Genomic DNA, 24,628 nt, shown 5'->3' on the forward strand with positions numbered 1-24,628 from the left:
TATTCCAAATCTATGTTTTATTAATACGCCTAAAGACGGGGTAGGTGTGTTCTTCGACTAACTAGGCAAAGGGGCACTTTCGTCCAATAAACCTTTAGCTTGTAATGCCTGCCAAAATTCATTTGGAATGTCTTCGGAAAATAAATCTAAGGTTGTTTTGACCCGTCTTTCATTACCTAGGCCAGGGATTACAGATGACACAACAGGGTGTCCTAGAGGAAATTGCAACGCGGCAGCGGCTAGAGTGACTTGATACTTTTCACATACGTTTTCAATTTCATCAACCTGCTTAATAATCTCTTTAGGAGCGGGTTCATAGTTGAATAAAGGCACTCTATCACCTTTAACTCCCGTGGCTAAAATACCTGAATTATAAGGCCCGCCTAAAATAATTGAGGCACCATGTTCAATACATTTAGGTAATAAATTATGTAATGGATCTTGTTCTAGTAGTGAATAACGTCCAGCCAATAAAAAACAATCAAATTGTCCAATATCCATGGCACGTTCACATACTTGAGATTCGTTCACACCTAAACCCACTGCTTGTATTAGTCCTGACGATCTAAGTTCATCTAATGCTTTATAGCCACTTGAAGAAAGCTGATCAAAATAAAACTGGTCTTTATCGCCGTGTGTATCGACACCTATATCATGTACCAACAAAATATCTATTTTAGCTAAACCCAAACGTTGCAAACTGTCTTCAAATGAGCGCATTATGCCATCGTAGGTGTAATCATAATGGGCATCAAAGGGCATAGGTGTAGCAAAACCATATCTAAGCTCTGATGTATTGGCTTGACGATCTGCTGTTAAAATACGTCCTACTTTTGTGGACAACACATAGTCTGCTGCGGGCAAGTCACGTAAAGCATCACCTACACGTCGCTCACTTAATCCAAGTCCATAACGGGGCGCCGTATCAAACAAATTGATGCCGGCATTAATGGCTGCGGTTAGGGTGGCTTGAGCTTCGCTATTAGCTACGGCTTGATACAGATTTCCCATAGATGCCGCACCAAATCCTAAAGTAGAGACTTGTAACTTAGTGTTGCCTATTTGACGCTTTTCAAAATTGTGCTTCATAATATTCATTTAAATCACTTGTTTATCGGAGACACGAAGGCCCGAGATTTTCAAAAGTTTTATAGGTTAAAAGGAATTCTTTATGGCCTAATTCTTCAGATTTAGACGGAGCACCATTCGCAACCTTTAATATTTGCTGATAAATTTCTTCTCCCACTTGATCGACTGTGGCATTTCCTTCGATAACAGCTCCGGCATTAACATCCATATCTTCACTTAGGTTTCTATAAGTTTCTGGATTTGCACAAATTTTTATTACCGGAGAAATAGCTGAGCCAACCACCGATCCTCTACCTGTAGTAAATAACACTATATGAGCTCCGGAAGCGATCATTTCTACAATTTCTTGATTGTCGGCTATGTTAGGAAAACCAAATTTTGGTTCGCCGTCAGGTACTACATCCATTAAAAACAAGCCTTTTTTATAGGGTACTTCACCTGGTTTAATGATGCCGTTTATATTGGAAGCGCCTGACTTAGCGTAAGCCCCCATAGATTTTTCTTCTTGAGTAGTCAGTCCACCTTCAGCATTACCTGGAGCAAAACTGCCATAACCCATTTTGGTATAATACTTTTCTGCTTTTTCAACACATGTAATGAGTTGTTCGGCAATTTCTGGGGTTTCTGCTCGGTGAGCCATAATGTGTTCACAACCAATTAATTCACCTGTTTCTTCAAAGATACAAGTTGCATTAGCTGCTATTAATTTATCAAAACAAACACCTACGGCAGGGTTGGCGCTGATCCCACTGGTTCCATCTGAACCGCCACATATGGTACCAATTACCAGATCTTCTACCGGCATTTCTACTCTAGGGGTCGATTGGATCTCATCAAATATTGCATTGGCTTTTTCAATACCGGCTTCAATGGTGGTTTTTGTGCCACCACATTTTTGGATAACCAATGTTTCAACAGGGCGGCCACTACTTGTTATTGTTGCTGCAAGTTGCTCCCTATTAAATCCTTCGCAACCTAATGAAACAAGTACCACACCACCTACATTGGCATGAGTACAAAGTGTTTCCATCATATGTAGCGAATATTCATTAGGGTAACAACCTGGAAAACCAATTAGCTGTACATCTTCATGGTCTATTTTTGACACGATATTTCTTGCCACATGATGGGCACATTCAACCAAATACGCGACAACTACAGTGTTTCTAATGCCTTTCTTGCCGTCCTTCCTTAAATAACCTTGCATTTTATTCTCCAGCCTTGGCGTGTCTGGTGTGACTAGGTATATAGTCACTTTTCATATTATGCATATGAACATGTTCGCCAGCTTTAATATCTATGATGGCAGATCCAATTGGAACCCCATACCTGATTACCTTTTGTTGCTTGCTTATTGCGGTTCTAGCAATTTTATGACCTACATCAATTGATGTAGTCATTGTATATTCTAGGTTTTCAATAACGACTACTTCGCCAGGTTTTACTGGCTGACAACAAATCAAAACATTATCTGCTTTATTTACTAAGACAAATTTTGAATACATAACGCTTGTCCTAACTCCCAGTGTTTTATATTTAATGTAAAATTTAATATTTAAAATATATTTTGTCTGAAGGATTAAGTCAATATATATTCTTCCTATTAACCGTTCAATTTTATCTAATTAACTAATTTTTATATCTATTTTTTTTATTGTAATACATACAAAAGTGTTTTAAATATGATTCATTATTGAATATATAAAACTTTTGTGTGATTATTTACTTAATCAATAATAACCAACTATAGGACAATAGCTTGGCTGAATTTTGCTTAGCTTAGTTAGTACTTAAAATATGAGAGATAAATATGTCTAAAATTGTTGAATCTTCTATGCCATCAACATCCCATTTAAATAAACCGCCACTATTAGAAACAGGAATGCTGCTGCCATTTATATTAATTGCAATGCTGTTTCCGTTATGGGGGTTTGCAAATGATGTGACTAATCCTTTGGTAAAAGCTTTTAAAGATATATTTCTAATTAGTAATGCCCAAAGTAGCATGGTGCAATTTGCGTTTTATTTAGGGTATGGGGTGATGGCAATACCGGCCGCTATTTTTATTAGGAGCTTTTCCTATAAAGCGGGGATCTTGCTAGGGCTTGCTTTATATGCAGTTGGCGCAATCTTGTTTATTCCCGCTAGCGTATATATGGAGTTTTATTACTTTTTAGCGGCCCTTTGTATTTTAACCTGTGGTCTAGCCTTATTAGAAACTACTGCTAACCCTTATATTCTATCTATGGGACACAAGGATACTGCAACTAGGCGACTTAATTTAGCTCAGGCATTTAACCCAATCGGTTCTTTAACGGGCATGTTTGTTGCCTCGACCTTGATTTTAAATAAGTTACAAGTTGAAGAATTTAGGCAAGCTGAAAAACTTGCTCATCCCGAGTATAAAGATATGTTACCTTCAATGGTGGATGGAAAGTTAACTCAAGCATTACATGATTTTGCAGCCGCTGATCCTGTCGCCCACCAAGCAATGCAAGCTGCTGACTTAATTACTGTTCGCGGTCCTTATGTGGCAATAGCGACAATAGTCACCATTTTATTTTTTGTTTATTTATTTTTTAAATTACCAAAAACTATGTCTCAGCAGAATCCATTAACCCTCGGTGAGCTAAAAGAAACATTTATACGTCTGAAAAATAATAATAGATATATAGAAGGGGTGATTGCCCAAGCGTTTTATGTAGGAGCACAAATCATGTGCTGGACCTTTATTATCCATTACGGCATGACAGTGGTGGGGTTAACCTCAGCAGAAGCTCAGGGTTACAATATAGTCGCTATGAGTCTTTTCTTAGCAAGTCGTTTTATCTGCACATTCTTACTTGGATTTTTTAAACCGGGTCATTTATTAATGATATTGGCCGCTTGTGGCATTGGTTTTATTTTAGGCGCAATATTTTTAACAGGTTTTGCTGGTTTATATAGTTTAATTGGTGTGTCGGCTGCTATGTCTTTGATGTTCCCCACTATCTATGGGTTGGCACTACAAGATATGGGCGACGACGCAAGTTTAGCATCCGCTGGATTGGTGATGGCGATAGTGGGTGGGGCTTTAATGCCACCATTACAAGCGGCACTAATCGATGCTCAACCTATTATTAACTCTATTCCATCAGTACAAACTTCGTTTGTACTACCTCTAATTTGTTTTGTGGTGATTGCTACATATGGATTTAGAGTTAATTACATTCATAATAAAAAGGCTTAAACATGAGTAAAACACATTGCTTAACACTTAATTTACGAGATGACGCTGAGCTTATTCAAGAATATGAAGATTATCATAAGCCAGGTAAAGTCTGGCCTGAGGTCATTGATAGTATTAAAAATTCCGAAATTATATCGATGAAAATTTTTAGACAAGATTTGTTGTTGATCATGGTGATTGAAGTCACTGAATCTTTTAGCTTTGAGAAAAAAGCTAAAGCAGACTTTAATAATGAAAAAATCCAAGCGTGGGAGCGTTTGATGGAAAAGTTTCAGAAAGTCGATCCTAACGAACCTAATGCAGGGAAATGGCAAGCAGTCACTAATATTTTTTGCCTTGAAGAACATTGATTTTACCAATACCAACTCAAATAAGTTCTCGTTGAGTGCATAGTTATTTAATGGAATTGTTATAAAATGCAAGGACTGATTGTTTTAAACAAAAAAGGTCAAATTCGAAACGAATTTGACCTTTTTTACTGACTAGGCGATTGAGTTTATAGACGGTTAAAAACCACTATAAGTTTGTGCCATAACAGAAAGCTCAGCAGCGGCTTTTTTCACATGGGCTTCGGTTTTGGCAAGGCTCAATGAAATGCCTTTTTCTTCTATAAAAGGTACAGTCAGACAGGCAATGACTTCTTTTGTATGACCTAAAAATATAGGAAATGATAAATCAGTTAGTCCTGTGACAATTGGGCTTTTAGATCTTGCATGACCTTTACTCAAAATTCTACCGATCAGTGTTTCACACTCTTCTCGATTGAATTCTTCATCAGTTTTTGCAAAATCTTGCAACGATTGTTCTCTAACATTTTCAGGCATATAAGACAATAAAACCCGTCCTGAGCCTGTTTTAAATAATTCTAAGTGATGTCCTACCCGAACTGATAAACTAACAATAGCAGGACTTTGAACACGAGCAATTACAACCATACGTTGTTGGTTGGCAACGGCAATATGACACGATTGCATTATCTCAGCAGATAATTTGTGCATGATTGGAAATGCAGCCTCTACTAACGTGCCTACAGGAGGGACTTTCATTCCCAAATCAAACAACTTATTAGTGATATGGAAGAAATCGCCACCTTCATTTCTGGCCAAATATCCCCGAGTCTCTAAAGCCGCAACCATGCGATAAATTTCACTTTTAGAGCGATTTAAAGTGGTGGATATTTGAGTTAGCGACATAGGTTCTTGAACTTCTGCTAATAGCTCTAGAATTTCAAAACCTTTTTCTAACGCAGGTGCTGAATAGCTGCGTTTTTTATTTTTTTCTTCCATTATTAACTTATATTCGAGTCGTAAATTGTTGAGGTTAGTATACTTAGGTCGGTCCTAGTATTCCATAAAGTAAATTTTATTTTAGTTCACTAGGGGCTTTTGAACAAAATTCATACACTAAAGAACAACAGCCCCTAGAACTAAAGTTGATAAAACTGCTTTGCATTATCGTACCAAATAGCCTTTTGTTGTTGCAAACTGAGCGGAGCGACAAATCGTTCCACATACTTTATCCAAGTAGAATAATCAGAAGCTAAATTTATAACAGGCCAGTCACTACCAAACATAATGCGCTCGGCGCCAAAACTATGAAGAATATGTGTCATATAGGGTGATATGTCTGTGTATTTTACTGGTTGTTGAGCTTCGGTTACTAAGCCAGATAATTTGCAAAATACAGGGTGGTTTTCGGCTATGGCTTTTATCCATGTATGCCAGTCTTTCGTTTTCTGTGAGCTTATATTCGGTTTAGCTCCATGATTTATCACAACCTTTAATTTAGGGTGGCGCTCTAATAATTGCTTTAAATAAGGCAGGTGCTCAGTTTTTACTAATGCTTCAAAAATAAGGTTGTGAGTGATAAGTGCCTGAAAAATTGGTGTTAACTTATCATTTAACATCCATGCTGGATCAGAAATGTCCTGGAGCATGGGCCGAATGCCTTTGAATTTTGGCTGAATACTTAATTTTTGTAATTGAGCCAACGCATCCTCAGCTAACATGTCTATCCAACCAATTACACCAGCAATCTTAGCGTGTTTAGATGCAATATCTAACATAAAGTATGTTTCATTTAAACTATCAGCAGCTTGAACTAATACTGTTTTTATTATGTTTGTTTTTTCTAAAATTGGCTCAATATCATTAATTAAATAGTCCCGATATAACACATCTAATTTAGGTGTTAACCAGTGATAGTCATTTCGAGACAATTTCCATATATGGTGGTGAGTATCAATACGTTGCATAAGAGCCTTAAGTTTATATTATTAACATGCCAATTTATGTTTGCTACTTATACCAATCCATATTGATAAGTTATCACTGAGAATACTTCCAGCGGTTTTTGAACAATAAAGGAATGGTTGTTCGCTTTTAAATACCAAGAACGCAGGGGGAAAGCCGCTGGGGCATTACTTTCAGGCGAGTTTTAAATGCGCTTACCCTGTGTTGCTCGAACTCAAAATAGACCCACTATTCCTTCATTCAAGCGCCTTGATTAAGCGCATTTAAACTCTCGCTGAATCGCAACTTATCAATGCGAATTGGTATTAGCAGGCTTCCATTAGATGTTGTGGTTTTAATATGTCGTGTTTTATATTATAAAAATCACTTGCCGCAAGTGACCAAATATTGTGTTTTTCATCTTCAGTCATTGATGATAAAAATGCTTCGGTGAGACCAAGCCATTGTTTGTAATCTGTTGCTAGATTAAGCACAGACCAATCGCTTCCCCACATCAATTTTTTCGCACCGAAACTTTCTATTAAATGCTGCATATAAGGTATTACCGGCTCTAAGTTAGCATTGTGATGTGAGCCTTCTATTAATCCCGTTAGCTTACAAAATACATGGCTATGGCTTGATATTTGAAAAATGTTTTCTGCCCACGTTTCAAAATGTCTCATTGTGACATTTGGTTTCACTATATGATCAATGGCAATTTTAAGTTCAGGAAAACGATTGATTATCACTAACAAAGCCTCGAGATGCCGAGGTTTCACTAAAGCATCGAAACTCAACCCAAAATTTGATAAACAATTAAATATCGGCTCAAATTTGGCAGCCAACATCCAATCGGATTCTGCAGAATTTTGTAGTTTAGGTCTAATTCCTTTGAAGTATGGGTCAATTGCCAGTCTGGCAATATCTCTAATTGCATCAGGTGAATACATATCTATGCAGGCTATCACACCAACTATGGAGTCGTTTAAATGTGCCAGTCGCAATAAGTATTTTGTTTGTTCAATATTGGCGACAGCTTGAACCAATATTATCTTTGAAATTCCTGGTAAATGGTTTCGTTTTATTAGTTTTTCCGCTTGAATATTAACAGGCGCTTGATACATATCTTCTGTCAGCCAATTATAATAGTCAGGACCATGTTGCCAAACTAACCTATGACTATCTAGCCGAATTGGTTTCGTTATTTTAGTACGATCGTTCATGATTTTTTCACCGATTATTAAATAAATAATGATTTATATTTAATGTAATGTTCTGTATATCAAACGTTGAAGGGCTTGTAAACTTAATCTGTAATATTTCTATTTAGAGCACGAAAATTAGCATGTTTTTGTTATTCTTGATATTTTGAGTATGAAATAAGTTGTAAATATAAAACTTTGTTGATCTAGCTGGTGTGAGTTTACCTGTTACTATGCAAACGTCAGATGACCGCGCTTTGCTACCATTACTGGATGAAACTAATAGTGAAACGGTCGACCGGACATTATTTCCCCATCGTGGTCGATGGGCTGTTGGCAAAAGCGAAGAAGTTAAATATGTTCAATATGGGGGATGGTAAATAACCTGAGTACTGGATAAGCCGAGCCTCTCAATAACGCTCTTTTTGCGCCTAGCGGCGTTGGATCTTCTAAAATAGCCAGCTAATGCGTACGACAATCCGCCTTGCTATCCACAAAATTTTCGTCATCGAGTAAGGGGGATGTCAACCCAAACGAATGCGCGTTTTCAACCCGCTGAATTTTAAGTATAAATTTAATTAATACACACTTATTAACCCGAGTTCAGGTTAAATAACGTTAGGCAACAAAGTCAGTTTATTTAAACTCGCTTTGTTGCCAAAAACTTCAATGAGTGATTAAGTAGGGGATGGAGACTTTATTTTTCTAATCCGTGCACGCAGCGTAACAATGTGGTTTCTGCTGTTTGTAAATGTCTCTCCAAGCTCATTATGGCACCTGCATTATTGTAGGTTATTAAGTTGTTTAATAAATCGATATGTTCATTTATAGCGACTGTAAACCGTTCAATTTCACCTGTCTTATCCCATTGATAATGGTAGTGACAAACAAAAGAAACAATATCAAAAAATTGTTGAGTAAATCTGTTGTGAGCACTTTTTAAGATAATAAGGTGTAAGGCACGATCTAAGTCTGGAAATTCCATATAGCGATTTTCCATATCATGGCTGACTTCTTGATGTTTGATTAATAGCTCTTTCAATTCTTGCCAAACAGGATGGTCTTTAGGTAACTTTAATAATTCAGTAATCGCACGCATTTCAACCATTTCTCTAAATGCAACTAATTCACGAGCAAACTCTTCATCAAATTTCACCATTTTCCAACGGCCACGAGGAATTTTTTCAATCAAACCATTATTAGAGAATTTAATCAAAAATTCACGAACAGTAATCGTGGTACAACCAGAGTTTTTAGCTAAACTAAGTTCTGAAAATCTGTCACCCGGTACTAACTGTCCAGTATTTATCAGATTCAAAAAATATTTTTCTATTTGTATATCTTTGGATGAGTTTTTGTTTTTAATATCAAAGAAATCAGCTTCTTCAGGCTGACGTAATACTATTTTGTTAGGACCTTCTCTTTTAACTATGCCTTGTTCATTTAAGTACTCAACACATGAGCGCACAGTTGTACGGCTAATATTTAACAATTTTGTCAATTCAATATCGTTAGCCATAACATTTTCCCCTGCGGGAAGTTCAATAATTAGTTGTAGCATACGATTGATTGATTGTTTAAACAGGTAGGTTTTAGTACTCAAATCTTTTTCCTTGATAACAATTAATCGAGTGTGTAAGTATTATTTTTTAACAAATATATTTTCTTGATTTTACAGATGTTTATAGGAAAATATACAGCTTAAATAAAATTATATCTCTTCTATTCAAATAACACCAACCAAGTGATTAACCGCAAATATTAGCTAGATATTTTATGTCTAGCCATATTGATAGTCATGTGTAAGTTCACATACATATACACATGTTAAGTTAACTATTTGATAACATTTATTTTACTTTATATTTTGCGGGTAAATGGAGAGAATATTAATTCTTCCTCCCCATATATTATCATTATTTTTTTGCGCTACGGCTTTGCTGATAAAAGGCCAAGTTTTGTTGTTTTTTGTTATAAAAGACCTAATAATTTTTACGTTTTAATCCTGTTTCAGCCAATATTTTGGCTGATATTTCTTCAATAGAAAAATGAGTGCTGTTTAAAAAAGGAATTTTTTCTTTCCGATATAAATTTTCTACTTCTCTCAATTCCATTTTACATTGTGGTAAAGATGCATAACGACTATTCGCTTTTCGTTCTGAACGAATTTGATGTAAGCGTTGTGCTTCAATGGTAAGACCAAATAATTTATTTTTAAACTGCCTGAGAATTTTGGGTAGACGAAGGATCTCTCCCATATCATCTTCGGTGAAAGGGTAATTAGCAGCTTTAATTCCGTATTGTAATGCTAGGTATAGGCTAGTTGGTGTTTTACCTGAGCGAGACACGCCTACCAAAATAATATCAGCTTCATGATAATCCTTTAAATTAGAGCCGTCGTCGTTAGCCAGAGCATAATTGACAGCTTCGATTCTAATATCATAGGTTTTTTCATGAATGCTGTGAGTTCGATGTTTTTCTGGTTTGGCTGGAACACCTAAAACTTTTTCTAGTGGCGCTACAAATTGATCAAGAAAGTTGTAATTAATCCCGATGGATCTGGAAATGACTTTTCGCACATCTAAATTGACTATGGTATGAAACACTAATGGTCTTTGTTTGTCATCTTGAAAACTTTCAGATATTTTTTTGTTTACTATTTCCGCTTGTTCGACTGTTTCGACAAATGGAATAGTCACATGATTAAACTCAACCTCAAATAAACTAAGGAGTGCATGGCCAAAAACTTCGGACGTTATGGCTGTTCCATCTGATATATAATACGCTGTTATCATTAACATTTCCTTAACAATGTTGTAATTAAATTACGTAACTGAATTAAATTTTACTTTCATAAAAGACTCATTCTACAATTCATTTAGGTTAAATCTAAGAGGATAAATAAATCCCTATTTAACGCTTCTGTACTCTACATATATTTATTTTTTTTGATACACACAACCTTAAAATTCAGTTTGGAGAATTAAAATGCAACAACACGTTTTATGGTATCAGCATCTTGGTATGGGTGATGTCGGTACCGTTGGTGGTAAAAACGCATCATTGGGTGAGATGATTTCGAATTTAGCAAATGCTGGTGTACAAGTACCTGGTGGATTTGCCACAACATCCTATGCGTTTAACGTGTTTTTGCAACAAAGTGGATTGGAAGACCGTATTCATGAATTATTGGATTCACTTGATGTTGAAGACATAGCCGCGTTGGCAGAAGCCGGTGAGACTATTCGTAATTGGATTATCGAGACGCCTTTTTTACCTGAGTTAGAAAGTGAAATTAAAAGTGCTTTTGAAACACTGCAAGGTGAGTCTGGGGATGCAGCTTCATTTGCCGTAAGGTCATCTGCTACTGCTGAAGATATGCCTGATGCTTCATTCGCAGGGCAGCAAGAAACCTTCCTAAACGTTAAAGGTTATGATGCCGTCATGTTGGCGATTAAACATGTTTATGCCTCATTATTTAACGACCGAGCTATTTCTTATCGAGTTCACCAAGGTTATGACCATAAAGGTGTCGCTTTATCAGCTGGCGTGCAAAGAATGGTGCGTAGTGACTGTGCTTCTTCTGGTGTGATGTTTTCTATTGATACTGAGTCTGGCTTTGAAGATGTTGTATTTATCACATCATCATATGGACTAGGAGAAATGGTGGTTCAGGGGGCGGTAAATCCTGATGAATTTTATGTTCATAAACCGACTTTAGAAAAAGGCGTTCCAGCCGTAGTGCGCAGAAACTTGGGTAGCAAATTAACTAAAATGATTTACTCCGATGCTCTAGAACATGGAAAACAAGTTGAAATCGTTGATATTGATGCTGCTGATAGTTGTCAATTCTCACTTACTGATGAAGAAGTAATGGAGCTTGCAAAACAAGCTGTGATTATTGAAAAACATTACAAACGTCCAATGGATATTGAATGGGCCAAAGATGGTATAGACGGAAAGCTGTATATAGTTCAAGCACGCCCAGAAACTGTGCGCAGTCGTGAAAATATTCAAGTCATTGAGCGTTTCAGATTAAACGGTAAAGCTAAAATAGTCTGTGAAGGTCGTGCTATCGGTCATAAGATTGGCGCAGGTATGGCTAAAGTACTTAGCGGTGTTGAAGAAATGGACAAGATTCAACCTGGTGATGTCTTGGTTACTGATATGACAGATCCAGATTGGGAGCCCATCATGAAAAAGGCTTCCGCCATAGTGACTAACCGTGGCGGCAGAACCTGCCATGCGGCAATTATCGCTCGAGAGCTAGGGATACCTGCAATTGTGGGTTGTGGTAATGCTACTGATTCGATCGCTACTGGAGACAAAATTACTGTGTCTTGCGCCGAAGGCGATACGGGTTTTATATATGACGATGTGTTAGATTTTGATGTGGTAACTTCTAATATTGACTCTATGCCTGAATTGCCTTTAAAAGTCATGATGAATGTAGGTAACCCTGACCGAGCATTTGATTTTGCTCGTTTGCCTAGTGCTGGCGTCGGTTTGGCTAGATTGGAGTTTATTATCAATCGAATGATTGGTATTCATCCAAAAGCTTTACTTAATTTTGAGCAGCAATCAAATGAATTAAAATCTGAAATAACTGAGATGATCGCTGGCTATGCATCACCCGTTGAGTTTTATATTGAAAAATTGGTTGAAGGTATTTCGACTATAGCTTCAGCTTTTTATCCGCAAAAAGTGATTGTTCGTATGTCTGACTTTAAGTCTAACGAATATTTCAATTTAGTGGGGGGCGACCAATATGAACCCGATGAAGAAAATCCAATGCTCGGTTTCCGTGGAGCAAGTCGGTATATTTCAGATAATTTTCGTGAATGTTTTGCACTAGAGTGTGAAGCCATTAAACGAGTTAGAAATAAAATGGATCTGACTAATGTTGAGATAATGATCCCTTTTATTCGAACCCTTGATGAAGGCCGTAAAGTCTTAGACTTGTTGGCAGAACAAGGCTTAGTGCAAGGTGAAAATGGTTTAAGAGTCATTATGATGTGTGAACTACCATCAAATGCACTATTGGCCGATCAATTCTTGGATATGTTTGATGGTTTCTCTATTGGCTCTAACGATTTAACTCAATTAACTTTAGGCTTAGATAGAGATTCAGGTCTAATCGCTCATTTGTTCGATGAGAGAGATCCAGCTGTTAAAGCTTTACTTGCTATGGCCATTCAAGCAGCCAAAAAACGCGGTAAATATGTGGGTATTTGTGGTCAAGGGCCATCTGATCACGAAGATTTAGCTCAATGGTTAGTAGAACAGGGCATAGATAGTGTGTCGTTGAACCCTGATACGGTTGTCGAAACTTGGTTATATTTAGGTGAAAAACACGCAAAATAATTGTTGTTTTGTAGGTAATGCCGCTTTAGTTTTCTAAAGCGGTTTTTTTATACAAAAATTTGTGCAATAAACTTGTTTCTAACGTAATTTTACAACATAAAATAATGGCTTAGATTTTGATAAGCTTTGCGTATTTCTTCAATCAGTAATTTTATTTTTTGCGGTTGGTGTCGAGTATAAGGATAAACGGCATAGACACCCAAAACTCTTGGGGTGAAATTACTTAAGACTGGTTGTAATGAGCCAGATAATAATTCTTCATGGACAGAACATTTAGGAACATAAATAATTCCACTGTTGTTTAAAGCTGCTTTTTTTAGACTCAAAGCATTATTTGAAGAAAGTGAACCAGATACCTCTACAGACAATGATTTTTTACCCTGAATAAAACGCCAATCACTGCTGCCTTCCGTTTGTAAGTCATAACGTAAACAATTGTGTTGTTTTAAATCCGCTAATACTTCTAATTTTTCAGAATGAAGTAAGTATTCGGCAGAGGCACAAACAACCCATGATGAATCGATTATTTTGCTAGCGATTAACGATGAGTCTTGCATTTTTGCTGTTCGAATAGCTAGATCAATGCCTTCTTCCACTAAATCAATAAGGTTGTTTTCAAGGCGTAATTCAATATTAATATTGGGATAAGTTTTGCAAAAGTTAGACACTAAATCGGCCAACAATAATTCACCTGAAATAGTGGGCACCGACATACGTATGTGACCAGATATATTTTCACCAAACCCTGATAGAGCATCTAAAGCCTCAGTGGTTGTTTGACGAACCATTCTCGCTTTTTGTAGCAGGATCCTACCTGCTTCTGTGAGGGTTAATTTTCGTGTTGTTCGGTATAACAGCTGCACCCCAAGATCTTTCTCCAAGCGAGCTATGCGTTTACTCACCACAGAGTTGGTCAGCTTGTTGGCGTCAGCTACTTTGCTGAAACTACCTAGCTCAATCACCTGGGTAAATAGGATTAAATCGTTTGCTTGCATGATTAATATGTTTTTGGAAATAATGTTTTTCATTATTTCTATTTATTCATAAAAAATAAAGCAGTAAATTAGTTTAATATTTAAATTAGGTAGAAAACTACCTTAGATAAGACTCTTGTATTAACTGTCAATCCATTTGAACAGTAAATTTGAGCATAACTTTAGGATGACAACATGATTATTTCAGCATCAACTGATTACCGTAAAGCTGCAAAAGCCAAACTACCTCCATTTTTGTTTCATTACATTGATGGAGGCTCATATGGTGAGCATACATTAAAACGTAATACAGAAGATTTAGCTGAGGTCGCATTGCGCCAGAGAATTCTGAATAATATGTCAGATCTAAATTTAGAAACTGAAATTTTCGGCGAAAAACTAGCTATGCCAATTGCTCTTGCGCCTGTAGGTTTGACTGGTATGTATGCTCGAAGAGGTGAGGTACAGGCGGCAAAAGCGGCTGAAAACAAAGGCCTACCTTTTATCATGTCAACAGTTTCAGTTTGTCCAATTGAAGAAGTAGCTCCTGTTCTTGAGCGCCCAATGTGGTTTCAACTTTATGTACTTAAAGATCGTGGCTTTATGAAAAATGTATTAGAACGAGCTAAAGCTGCAGGGGTAACGACTTTAGTGTTTACTGTCGATATGCCAGTTCCGGGAGCTAGATACCGAGATATGCATTCTGGTATGAGTGGTCCTAATGCTGCTGTTAGACGAATATTTCAGTCTATGTTACATCCTCAATGGGCGTTTGATGTGGGCGTTTTTGGTAAGCCTCATGATTTAGGTAATATTTCAACTTATCGCGGTGAGCCCACCAAGCTTGAAGATTACATAGGTTGGTTAGGAGAAAACTTTGATCCTTCTATTTCATGGAAAGACCTTGAATGGGTAAGAGATTTTTGGGATGGTCCTATGGTGATTAAGGGTATCCTAGATGTAGAAGATGCAAAAAATGCCGTGAGTTTTGGTGCTGACGGGATTGTGGTGTCAAACCACGGCGGTCGACAGTTAGATGGTGTTCTTTCGTCTGCTAGAGCGTTACCTGATATCGCTGATGCAGTCAAAGGTGACATTAAGATTTTTGCTGATTCAGGTATCAGAACAGGACTAGACGTCGTAAGGATGTTAGCCTTGGGGGCTGATTGTACTCTGCTTGGTCGCTCATTTATTTATGCCTTAGCGGCACAAGGTCAAGCAGGTGTAGAGAACTTACTGGATTTGTATGAAAAAGAGATGCGAGTCGCAATGACATTAACTGGTGCTAAAAGCATTTCTGACTTAAGTCGAGACTCATTAGTTAATCTTTGATTTATCTTGGTTGGCAGTATAGACAAAATTTGTTTTTTGTACTGCCTTTCTTTATCACCTTATCTATAAGCATGTTAGACTCAGCGGCGCAAATGTAGCCTAAATTAATAGTTAATTATTTTGCTACTCATTTCTTAATTTGGATCGTTAAATGTCAGACAAATTCTTTTTCAAAGGTCGCCAAGATGCCCGTCAAAGCCATATTAAATATGGCTACGAACGTGATGCGTCACGTATCTCGGGTAGTAAAAAATATCCTTTGCAGTTAGTGGTAACAAATGAAACTCGCAAAGTTGTAGTTGAGGCGTTAGTCGCTGATGCACAGTTATATGCCGATATTAGTATTGATAACAGTGAAGGGGCTGTAGAGTCTATCTCAGAACTGACAATGTTATTGAATAAAACATCTTCAGTGAAAGTTGAAAAATTACCAGGACGGAATGATATTTGTCCTTGTGGTAGCGGTAAAAAATACAAAAAGTGTTGCGGATAAAAAAGCAATTATCTCGTTTATCTTGGCATAACACTCCTTTATTTTAACATTTAGCCCATTTATTTTAGTGTAAATGGGCCTGTAAAAATGTATCAAACGTATTGACGTAACTATGCAAATATTTTTCTTTCAACCATTGCCCATGTTTCGCGTCAGCAATGACTTTAAATTGGTACTCAATTCCAAATCTTTGCAGCTTAGGAATAAAATCCACATACCTAGCGCCAGGATTATCTTGGCCACCATCAACCATTAGAATGGGCGGCGCATTGGCCGAAATATGAGTAATGGGGGAGCCTTGTATGTATACCTCACGTTTATCTTTTAGACTGCCAGCAAAAAAGATAACACAGTTTTTTACATACTGATTTTTGGCGTTTTCGGCACGAGTGACTTGATCAACACCTGCGCCCATTAATATTACTGCTTGTAATTCACTTGAGATTTCTGGGTAATTATAATCATCACTAAATTTTTTGCTATGGCCGGTTAAAGCGGCCATAGCAATTAGATGTCCACCAGCAGAGCCGCCAATCCCAGCTATTTTTCCCGGATCAATATTATACAGTTTTGCATGTTGACGTAACCAACGGACAGCGGCTTTTGTATCTTGCACTGCTGCTGGGAATTGAGCCTGAGTTGCTAATCTATAATCAATATTTGCTACCACATATCCACGTTCGGCAAGAGATAAAGCCATTTGATGGAAACCTTTTCTAGAGCCATTTACCCAGCCTCCACCATGTACTAATACTATTGCAGGATGGATGCCTTTAGTTTGAGGTTGATATAAATCCAGTTGTACTTTTGTTTTGGAAAATGTGGCATAAGTGATATTTTCAAGTACGGTTCCAGTAGAAGCTAAAATCTGTTGAGCGTTTATTACCGTACTAAAGAAAAAGCATGGAACGAATAGCAAAAAGTGACATTTATTTAGCATTATTTCAGATAGCCTGAGTGACTGTTTTTTGTTTCACTTTCGGCTTAATAATAGGTTTTTGTTGTAAATGTTTTGCTACAGACGTTATTAGGGTTTTTGCTCGATAAAAAGCTTCGGTTTCTGGATAGGTTTTAAATATATATTGAATAATGCCATAAGCATCTGTGTAGCGATTTAATTTGGCATAACTATCTGCTTTTAAATAAAGTAAGTTAGCTTTTTCTTCTTTGTCATATTCGTAGGTTGATAAAGCCCTATTAGCTAATCTTATGGATTCAGCATATTCGCCCGCAATATAAGCTTTATGTGAGCGGTTGGCTGCGCTAGGTCCTAAGCTGCAACCAATTAGATTCAAACTGATCATTACGACTAATACTTTATAAAATTTGATAACAAAACTCCCTGTTTAAATTTAGTTGTAAATGTATATATTAAACTTCTGCGACTATCACTGCTCTTAAAGGAGCAGGGTAGCCTTCTATAGTTTTACTGTGGTCATTCGGGTCAAGAAAGTCGACTAAAGAATGGCTGTCCATCCATTCTGTTGCTCTTTGTTCTTGAACAGAAGTATGGGCTACATCGACAACTTTGATATTTTTGAAGCCCACTCTTTGCATCCATACTGTTAATGCTACAGTGCTGGGGAGGTACCAAACATTGCGCATTTGTGCGTATCTTTCACCCGCCATTAATACGGTTTGTTCATCACCTTCAACCACTAAGGTTTCCAGCACTAATTCTCCGCCTTTACGTAACTGGCTTTTTAATTGATACAAAAAATCAATGGGGCTACGTCTATGGTATAAAACGCCCATCGAGAAAACAGTATCAAAGGCTTTTAATTCAGGAAGTTGTTCAACTCCTACGGGTAAAAGGTGAATGTTAACGGCAGAGTTAAAATGTTTGATTGCCTGAAATTGCATCAAGAAAAGTTGCGACGGATCTGCGCCAACTACCATTTTTGCATCTTCACCTAACATGCGCCACATGTGATATCCACTGCCACATCCTACATCTAACACATATCTATCTTTCAGTGATTGAATGTGAGGTTGTACTCTGTCCCATTTCCAATCAGAGCGCCATTCAGTATCGATATGGATGCCGTGTAGGTGAAAAGGACCTTTACGCCAAGGAGCGAATTGTTTAAGTAATCCAGTGATGTGTTTTTGAGTATAGTCGTTTATATCTGACTCTAGGCCAAATTCAACCTTGTCTTTTAGCTTGATTTCAGAAGGCTCAGTTGCTGGTAATTTACCGAGTAACTTCACCCATTTATTAAAGTCACCATGTAACTGTTCTTTTTGCCAATGGGCAATTTGTGCCGGTAATACTTCAAGCCAATGACTCAAAGGGGAGTCAGCAATCTGTTTGTAAAAATCGTTAAACCAAGTAACAGCCAAGTGGCCTCCTTAAAAGCAGTAGTGAGCTGCGGGGTTCTAGCTACAGATAAAGATAAATATTAGGTATCTATATTTTCATATAGGGGAATATACTTTGCTCGAATCTCGAATCTCGAATCTTTTAACCTTTTATCGCCACCATGGATGAAAAATTAAAGCAGGTAAACCAACGTATTACATCGGTGAACCCAGTTGTTTTTAAGCGAGTTTGATGTTGCTCAAATGTATCTGTACGCATCACATCTTCTAATGCGGTGCGTTTTTGACTGATTTCTAAGTCGCTGTAGCCGTTGCGACGTTTAAACTCATGATGCAGATCAATCAATAATTCATTGCCCTGTTGACTGTCATGCTTAAGTTTTTCTGACAAAATAAGAATACCGCCTTTATTTAGGCCGGCATAAATTTTTGCAATAATAGCTGCCCTTTGTTCAGGTGCAATAAATTGTAAGGTAAAATTCATAATGACACATGAAGCATTGTCGATTTCAATGTTTTGTAAATCATCGCATATGACTTTAATAGGTGTTGACGATTTATAGGCTTGCACATGTAATTCACAACGTTTTGCCATGGCCTCTGAATTATCAATCGCTATGATTTGACAATTTTTTGCTTGCACATATTTACTGGCCGCTAAACTGGCTGCACCTAAGGCACTACCTAAGTCGAAGATCTGACTATTGTCAGTTGCGTGACGGCCACAAAGTTGACCAATGGCATCAACGATGGTGCTATAGCCAGGCACAGAGCGCTGGATCATGTCAGGAAATACTTCGGCTACATTTTGATCAAAAGCAAAGGAGCCCACTTGTTGTGGTTGTGAATAAATTGCGTCTTTACCTGAGTTCATAATCATTACTGTGGCTAGTGTAAAATTGGTGGCAATTCTACCTGTCCAATGCACTTCAATCAATTTACATTCTTGCCAATAAGGGTTTAGTTTTATACCTTATGTAAAATATAGAAAATTATTGTAAAAGGAACTGAACAAAAATGTTAGAAAAACTCTATCCTGTCAGCCAAAAAGCCAAAGAAGCCGCTTATCTAAATAAGTCTGAATATGAAAGCATGTATCAAAGTTCAATAGATAATCCTGCTGATTTTTGGAACGAACATGGACAACGTTTAGATTGGATTAAACCTTATACAAAAATTTGTGACAGTAACTTTTCTAAGCAAAATGCCAATATTAAGTGGTTTTATGATGGTCAACTTAATGCTAGTGACAACTGTATTGATAGGCACTTAGCCAACAACGCCGAACGAACAGCCATTATTTGGGAAGGAGATGATCCTGCTACAGATAAACACATTAGTTATGGTGAATTACATGAACAAGTATGTAAATTAGCCAATGGATTAAAAAGTTTAGGGGTAGTTAAGGGCGATAGGGTTGTGATTTATATGCCTATGGTACCTGAGGCTGCTTATGCCATGCTAGCCTGTGCAAGGATTGGTGCTGTGCACTCAGTGGTTTTTGGTGGCTTTTCTCCCCATGCAATAGCTGATCGGATCCAAGATTGTGCTGCTAAAGTAGTGATTACCGCTGACCAAGGTCGTCGTGGCGGTCAGTGTGTGCCATTAAAAGATAATGTAGATAAAGCTCTAGCTAAAAAAGAAGCGGCTTGTATTGAAAGAGTAATCGTATTTAAAAATACTAGTGGCGAGGTGGATTGGTCTGAAAATTGTGATATTTGGTGGCATGATCTAGTGGAACAATCGTCCAGTGTCTGTGCTCCAGAGCCAATGAATGCAGAAGACCCGTTATTTATATTATACACATCGGGTTCAACAGGGTCACCAAAAGGAGTCGTGCATACTACAGGCGGTTATATGGTGTATGCCTCAATGACTCACCAATATGTATTTGATTGTAAACCTGCAGACATTTATTGGTGTGCTGCCGATGTCGGCTGGATCACTGGGCATTCTTATATTGTTTATGGTCCTTTAGCGAATGGCGCGACTACTTTAATGTTCGAAGGTGTACCTACATACCCTGATGTAAAACGTATGGGGCAAATTGTCGATAAACATAAGGTAACACTTTTATATACCGCTCCAACGGCCATCAGAGCATTAATGGCAAAAGGAGATGAACCTATTAAGGATAGTACTCGAGAAACATTACGTATTTTGGGCAGTGTGGGCGAACCCATTAATCCTGAGGCTTGGAATTGGTATTATCAAAAAATTGGTAATGCAACTTGCCCAATCATGGATACATGGTGGCAAACTGAAACCGGTGGCATAATGATAACTCCACTACCTGGTGTGACCGATTTAAAACCGGGATCGGCATCTAAGCCATTTTTTGGGGTTAAACCTGCTTTAATGTCAAATGATGGAAAACAGTTAACCGGAGAAGCGGAAGGTAATTTGGTGATTACAGGCTCTTGGCCTGGTCAAGCTAGAAGTGTATGGGGGGATCATGAACGTTTTATTCAAACTTATTTTAGTACTTATGACGACGTTTATTTCACTGGTGATGGCGCTAAACGTGACGAAGACGGTTACTTTTGGATAACTGGTCGTGTTGATGACGTACTGAATGTTTCTGGCCATCGTTTAGGTACCGCTGAAATCGAAAGTTCATTAGTGGCCCATCCTGCTGTTGCTGAGGCAGCTGTTGTCGGTTATCCTCATGATATTAAAGGGCAGGGGATTTATGTTTACTTGTTACCGACTGATGGCACTCAAGTCACTGAGGAATTAACAAAAGCCATACGTCAGTGGGTAAGAGATGACTTAAGCCCCATTGCTAGCCCAGATTTTATACAATGGACGAATGGACTACCTAAAACCAGATCTGGTAAAATTATGCGTCGTATCTTACGTAAAATTGCTGCAAACGAACATGAACAATTAGGCGATACTTCTACCTTGGCTGATCCAAGTGTGGTAGATGATTTAATTGAAAATAGATTTAATAAGTAAGATCTGAACTATATATTATTAATTTTATCAATAATCCTTTAGTATAGTTTTAATAAGGTAACATTATCCGTTACTGCATAGGACGAGTATTGAATGGTAAAATTTTTAATTGCAGATGATCATCCGCTTTATAGGGAAGCTTTGGTTGGGGCACTAACACCACTTTTTGAAAATGTAGACATTGTAGAATCTGATGATTTAGCTTCTACAATTTCAACATTACGGGCCAATACAGATATAAATTTAGCTTTGTTAGATTTAGACATGCCTGGTTGTGAAAATTTATATGGTTTAATTCATATATTGCAAAATTTCCCTAACATACCTGTAGTGGTGGTATCCGCCAGTGATTCTATAAAGGTTATTAGTAAAGTTATGGCCTTAGGTGCTAAAGGTTTTATACCTAAATCCACCTCAACATCAGTTATAGCCGAAGCTTTAAAGCAAGTGATGAAAGGCGAAGTATGGTTGCCTAATGGCATTGTCTTGCAAGACAATGATGAACTTTCAGGTTTAGATTTAATTCGCTTAATTAGTGAATTAACCCCTAAGCAGTCTGAAGTGTTAAAACTAGTTCAAGAGGGCTTGTTGAATAAACAAATTGCTTATAATTTGAATATTACTGAAGCCACAGTCAAAGCTCATATTAGTGCTATTTTAAGAAGACTTAATGTTAATACACGCACTCAAGCTGTGTTGTTGCTTAAAGGTTTAGATTTAGATTAGATAGCATTACGATAAAGATACTGATATTAAAAAGCCCTGTTTCCAGGGCTTTTTTGTTTTTATATTTTTTATACCGATTTAGTTACCCGTGGCTTTCTTTTTGGTTTATTTGGCTTAGGTACTCCACCTAATAATTCTTCTGGGGCAAAATCATCGACATTAATCGTACGTAACCGACCTTTTTCAGTCTCAATTAATAGATCAGCTTGCTCTTGTGTAATCACTGCTAATTCTAAACCTAGCTCGGCTAATTTATCTAGCTGGGTAAAGGGCAGGCGTTTGTTGGCCTTTTTACAGATTAAATCGTAAATGGGTTCAACGGCAACAATATTCTCCAGGGTTAGCTCTAAGTCTCCGAGTAAACTGCCTTCGATTCTGGCTAGATATTGTCCTTTACCTAAACGCGTTCTGACGTCGTTAGGAGTTTGCAGGATCTTGGCAATTTTATGATCTAATTCATCACTTGGACGTTGATACTTTTTACCAAAAGGCATGATGATTAATTTAAGGGCTTTGCCTAGCCATTTATTAGGGAAGTTGTTTAATAGCTCATCAAGGGCTATTTCGAGTTTGTATAAACAATCTTGCATTGCCCAGTGCATAAGAGGACTGTCTTCTCTACGGCGTCCTTCATCGTCAAAACGTTTTAACACACAGGAAGCTAAGTAAAGGTAACTGAGGACATCGCCTAAACGAGCTGAGACTCTTTCACGACGTTTTAAGTCGCCACCAAGAGTTGCCATAGCTACATCAGACAATAAAGCCATATTTGAACTATAACGCTGCATAGAACGATAATATCCTTTGGTATCATCCATAAATGGAGCATGAGCTAAACAAGCACCACTAAGGGAAAACCAAATACTGCGGAAGAAGTTACTAATGGCAAAACCTATATGCCCGAAAACAGCTTGATCAAATTGTTCTAAACTTTCACCCTCGTTTTCATGACTAGCAGCTGTTAGTTCAGCTAATACATAGGGATGACAACGCATGGCACCTTGCCCATAAATCATCATGTTTCTAGTGAGTATGTTAGCGCCTTCTACCGTTATAGCAATGGGCGCACCTTGGTAGCCTCGACCTAGATAATTATTTGGCCCAAGCATAATGCCTTTACCGCCATGAATATCCATAGAATCAGAGACAAGTTGACGCATTTTTTCGGTTAAGTGGTATTTACAAATTGCCGATATCACAGAAGGTTTTTCGCCTAAGTCGACAGCTTTAGTAGACAATGATGTGACAGCATCCATTAAATAAGCGTTGGCGCCGATACTTCCTAGTTTTTCTTCAATACCTTCCATTTTAGCGATTGGCAGTTTGAACTGTCTACGGATACGTGCATAAGCACCTGTTGCAAGGGCTATGGTTTTTGCCCCGCCGGCAGAGGTTGAAGGCAAAGTAATAACACGCCCTACAGATAGGCACTCTACTAACATACGCCATCCATGACCAATCATCTCTGGGCCGCCAATAATGTAATCCAAAGGTACAAAAATGTCTTTACCTCGAATAGGTCCATTTTGAAAAGGTACATTAAGAGGAAAGTGGCGATTGCCTATATCAACACCTTCGGTATCTCTTGGTAATAATGCACAGGTAATACCTAATTCTTTTTGTTCGCCTAGCAGCCCATCTGGATCATACATTTTGAAGGCTAAACCTATGACAGTAGCAACGGGGGCCAGAGTAATGTACCTTTTATCAAAGGTTAGCTTCATGCCTAATATTTCTTCACCGTTCCAATCACCTTTGCAAACAATACCTGTGTCAGGTAAGGAGCCAGCGTCAGAGCCTGCTTCAGGGCCCGTTAGGGCAAAACAAGGGATTTCTTCACCCGTAACTAATCTAGGTAAATAATGATCTTGCTGCTCTTTGGTACCATAAAGTTGTAATAATTCGCCAGGCCCTAAGGAGTTTGGTACCCCTACAGTGCTAGATAATACAGCACTAGTACCGGCAAGTTTTTGTAACACCCGAGACTGTGCATAAGCTGAAAAATCGAGACCGCCATATTCTTTTTTGATGATCATGGCGAAAAATTTATTATCTTTTAAAAACTGCCAGACTTCGGCTGATAAATCAGTTTCTTTGTGAGTGACATGCCAATCATCATTCATGCCACAAACTTGTTCTACAGGACCGTCTAAAAAAGCTTGTTCCTCAGCGGTGAGTCGGGCTTGAGGTATATTATGTAATGTTTGCCAATTGGGATTACCGCTGAATAATTCTCCGTCCCACCAAACAGTACCGGCGTCTATTGCGTCTTTTTCCGTACTCGACATTTCGGGCATGATTTGTTTGTAAAGTTTCAGAATAGGAGAGCTAATATATTTCTTGCGGATCGACTCGATATTTAATGGCACAGCAATAATTAAAAATGCCGCCCAGGTCCACTGCCCAACGAAGCCAAATATATGGCCAATTAAAAATAAACAAAAAACAGCAATTGAAGCATTAAATAGCTTCATACGAAAATAACTCACTACACCTAATGTTAAAGTGACAAATAATAGCCAACTAAGTACTTGCATAATAACTCCTTTGGAGGTCAGACCAGAAAGCTAACGTTATCTCTATGTTTAGCAAAGATCAAGAATATTGAGTAGATAAATTATGCAGTTTTTTATTATTCCCATTCACTTTAAAAAGTGAAGTCTTAGAATGCACTAGTAGATTTTGATGGTGCTAATGGGATGGGG

Annotated in this window: 22 protein-coding genes; 8 read left to right on the plus strand and 14 right to left on the minus strand. The window is 37.7% G+C overall.

Features of this window, described 5'->3' with window-relative positions:
• Positions 1–57: 57 nt before the first annotated feature.
• From GQR87_RS09200 to GQR87_RS09210, 3 genes are read right to left on the minus strand one after another with little or no spacing between them, the layout of a single operon-like run.
• A complete protein-coding gene (locus tag GQR87_RS09200; protein ID WP_233267441.1) occupies positions 58–1,098 on the minus strand; it encodes an aldo/keto reductase in 1,041 nt (346 codons plus the stop codon).
• A gap of 13 nt (positions 1,099–1,111) precedes the next feature.
• Positions 1,112–2,296, minus strand: coding sequence for a UxaA family hydrolase (locus GQR87_RS09205; protein ID WP_158968637.1), 1,185 nt, complete (start codon positions 2,294–2,296; stop codon positions 1,112–1,114).
• A 1-nt stretch (position 2,297) separates the two neighbouring features.
• Positions 2,298–2,594, minus strand: a complete 297-nt coding sequence (locus GQR87_RS09210) for a UxaA family hydrolase (protein WP_158968639.1) — start codon at positions 2,592–2,594, stop codon at positions 2,298–2,300.
• A 305-nt stretch (positions 2,595–2,899) separates the two neighbouring features.
• Here GQR87_RS09210 and fucP point away from each other — a divergent pair, with 305 nt between their 5' ends.
• Together fucP and GQR87_RS09220 are read left to right on the plus strand one after the other, a co-directional pair.
• Positions 2,900–4,318, plus strand: a complete 1,419-nt coding sequence (gene fucP, locus GQR87_RS09215; protein WP_158968641.1) for an L-fucose:H+ symporter permease — start codon at positions 2,900–2,902, stop codon at positions 4,316–4,318.
• A gap of 2 nt (positions 4,319–4,320) precedes the next feature.
• Positions 4,321–4,668: an L-rhamnose mutarotase gene (locus GQR87_RS09220; protein ID WP_158968643.1), complete on the plus strand. Its 348-nt coding sequence runs from the start codon at positions 4,321–4,323 to the stop codon at positions 4,666–4,668.
• Positions 4,669–4,824: 156 nt separating this feature from the next.
• Here GQR87_RS09220 and GQR87_RS09225 read toward each other — a convergent pair whose 3' ends face one another.
• The 3 genes from GQR87_RS09225 to GQR87_RS09235 form a co-directional block, all read right to left on the minus strand.
• Positions 4,825–5,604 carry an IclR family transcriptional regulator gene (locus GQR87_RS09225; RefSeq protein WP_158968645.1) on the minus strand — a complete coding sequence of 260 codons (780 nt, stop codon included), beginning with the start codon at positions 5,602–5,604 and terminating at the stop codon, positions 4,825–4,827.
• A gap of 140 nt (positions 5,605–5,744) precedes the next feature.
• On the minus strand, positions 5,745–6,572 hold the full coding sequence (locus GQR87_RS09230; RefSeq protein ID WP_158968647.1) for an amidohydrolase: 828 nt from the start codon (positions 6,570–6,572) through the stop codon (positions 5,745–5,747).
• Positions 6,573–6,875: 303 nt separating this feature from the next.
• Complete coding sequence (locus GQR87_RS09235) at positions 6,876–7,772, minus strand: amidohydrolase (RefSeq protein ID WP_158968649.1); 897 nt, start codon at positions 7,770–7,772, stop codon at positions 6,876–6,878.
• Between the two features lie 212 nt (positions 7,773–7,984).
• On the opposite strand from GQR87_RS09235, the gene GQR87_RS09240 reads away from it, so the two are divergent.
• Positions 7,985–8,131: a hypothetical protein gene (locus GQR87_RS09240; RefSeq protein WP_158968651.1), complete on the plus strand. Its 147-nt coding sequence runs from the start codon at positions 7,985–7,987 to the stop codon at positions 8,129–8,131.
• Positions 8,132–8,448: 317 nt separating this feature from the next.
• On the opposite strand, the gene GQR87_RS09245 is transcribed toward GQR87_RS09240, so the two are convergent.
• Both GQR87_RS09245 and GQR87_RS09250 read right to left on the minus strand, forming a co-directional pair.
• Positions 8,449–9,354 carry a GntR family transcriptional regulator gene (locus GQR87_RS09245; protein WP_233267442.1) on the minus strand — a complete coding sequence of 302 codons (906 nt, stop codon included), beginning with the start codon at positions 9,352–9,354 and terminating at the stop codon, positions 8,449–8,451.
• A gap of 379 nt (positions 9,355–9,733) precedes the next feature.
• Positions 9,734–10,546 carry a pyruvate, water dikinase regulatory protein gene (locus GQR87_RS09250; protein WP_158968653.1) on the minus strand — a complete coding sequence of 271 codons (813 nt, stop codon included), beginning with the start codon at positions 10,544–10,546 and terminating at the stop codon, positions 9,734–9,736.
• Positions 10,547–10,739: 193 nt separating this feature from the next.
• Here GQR87_RS09250 and ppsA point away from each other — a divergent pair, with 193 nt between their 5' ends.
• On the plus strand, positions 10,740–13,115 hold the full coding sequence (gene ppsA, locus GQR87_RS09255) for a phosphoenolpyruvate synthase (RefSeq protein WP_158968655.1): 2,376 nt from the start codon (positions 10,740–10,742) through the stop codon (positions 13,113–13,115).
• A gap of 89 nt (positions 13,116–13,204) precedes the next feature.
• On the opposite strand, the gene GQR87_RS09260 is transcribed toward ppsA, so the two are convergent.
• On the minus strand, positions 13,205–14,143 hold the full coding sequence (locus GQR87_RS09260; protein ID WP_233267443.1) for a LysR family transcriptional regulator: 939 nt from the start codon (positions 14,141–14,143) through the stop codon (positions 13,205–13,207).
• A gap of 141 nt (positions 14,144–14,284) precedes the next feature.
• On the opposite strand from GQR87_RS09260, the gene lldD reads away from it, so the two are divergent.
• Together lldD and GQR87_RS09270 are read left to right on the plus strand one after the other, a co-directional pair.
• Entirely contained in the window at positions 14,285–15,421 is a 1,137-nt protein-coding gene (gene lldD, locus GQR87_RS09265) for an FMN-dependent L-lactate dehydrogenase LldD (RefSeq protein ID WP_158968657.1), read from the plus strand.
• Positions 15,422–15,572: 151 nt separating this feature from the next.
• Entirely contained in the window at positions 15,573–15,914 is a 342-nt protein-coding gene (locus GQR87_RS09270) for a PBPRA1643 family SWIM/SEC-C metal-binding motif protein (protein ID WP_158968659.1), read from the plus strand.
• 64 nt (positions 15,915–15,978) lie between these two features.
• Here GQR87_RS09270 and GQR87_RS09275 read toward each other — a convergent pair whose 3' ends face one another.
• The 4 genes from GQR87_RS09275 to cmoA form a co-directional block, all read right to left on the minus strand.
• A complete protein-coding gene (locus GQR87_RS09275; protein ID WP_158968661.1) occupies positions 15,979–16,854 on the minus strand; it encodes an alpha/beta hydrolase in 876 nt (291 codons plus the stop codon).
• A 4-nt stretch (positions 16,855–16,858) separates the two neighbouring features.
• Positions 16,859–17,218 (minus strand): tol-pal system YbgF family protein, encoded by a 360-nt coding sequence (locus tag GQR87_RS09280; protein ID WP_158968663.1) that lies wholly within the window; start codon positions 17,216–17,218, stop codon positions 16,859–16,861.
• A gap of 67 nt (positions 17,219–17,285) precedes the next feature.
• On the minus strand, positions 17,286–18,257 hold the full coding sequence (gene cmoB, locus GQR87_RS09285; RefSeq protein WP_158968665.1) for a tRNA 5-methoxyuridine(34)/uridine 5-oxyacetic acid(34) synthase CmoB: 972 nt from the start codon (positions 18,255–18,257) through the stop codon (positions 17,286–17,288).
• Between the two features lie 121 nt (positions 18,258–18,378).
• On the minus strand, positions 18,379–19,110 hold the full coding sequence (cmoA, locus tag GQR87_RS09290; RefSeq protein WP_158972953.1) for a carboxy-S-adenosyl-L-methionine synthase CmoA: 732 nt from the start codon (positions 19,108–19,110) through the stop codon (positions 18,379–18,381).
• A 143-nt stretch (positions 19,111–19,253) separates the two neighbouring features.
• Between cmoA and acs the strand changes: the two genes are divergently transcribed.
• A complete protein-coding gene (gene acs, locus GQR87_RS09295) occupies positions 19,254–21,197 on the plus strand; it encodes an acetate--CoA ligase (RefSeq protein ID WP_158968667.1) in 1,944 nt (647 codons plus the stop codon).
• Positions 21,198–21,290: 93 nt separating this feature from the next.
• Positions 21,291–21,923 carry a response regulator transcription factor gene (locus GQR87_RS09300; protein WP_158968669.1) on the plus strand — a complete coding sequence of 211 codons (633 nt, stop codon included), beginning with the start codon at positions 21,291–21,293 and terminating at the stop codon, positions 21,921–21,923.
• Between the two features lie 68 nt (positions 21,924–21,991).
• Here GQR87_RS09300 and fadE read toward each other — a convergent pair whose 3' ends face one another.
• Positions 21,992–24,460, minus strand: coding sequence for an acyl-CoA dehydrogenase FadE (fadE, locus tag GQR87_RS09305; RefSeq protein WP_158968671.1), 2,469 nt, complete (start codon positions 24,458–24,460; stop codon positions 21,992–21,994).
• Positions 24,461–24,628: the final 168 nt, after the last annotated feature.

Origin of the sequence: Paraglaciecola sp. L3A3 (assembly GCF_009796765.1) — a bacterium.
Classification (GTDB): domain Bacteria; phylum Pseudomonadota; class Gammaproteobacteria; order Enterobacterales; family Alteromonadaceae; genus Paraglaciecola.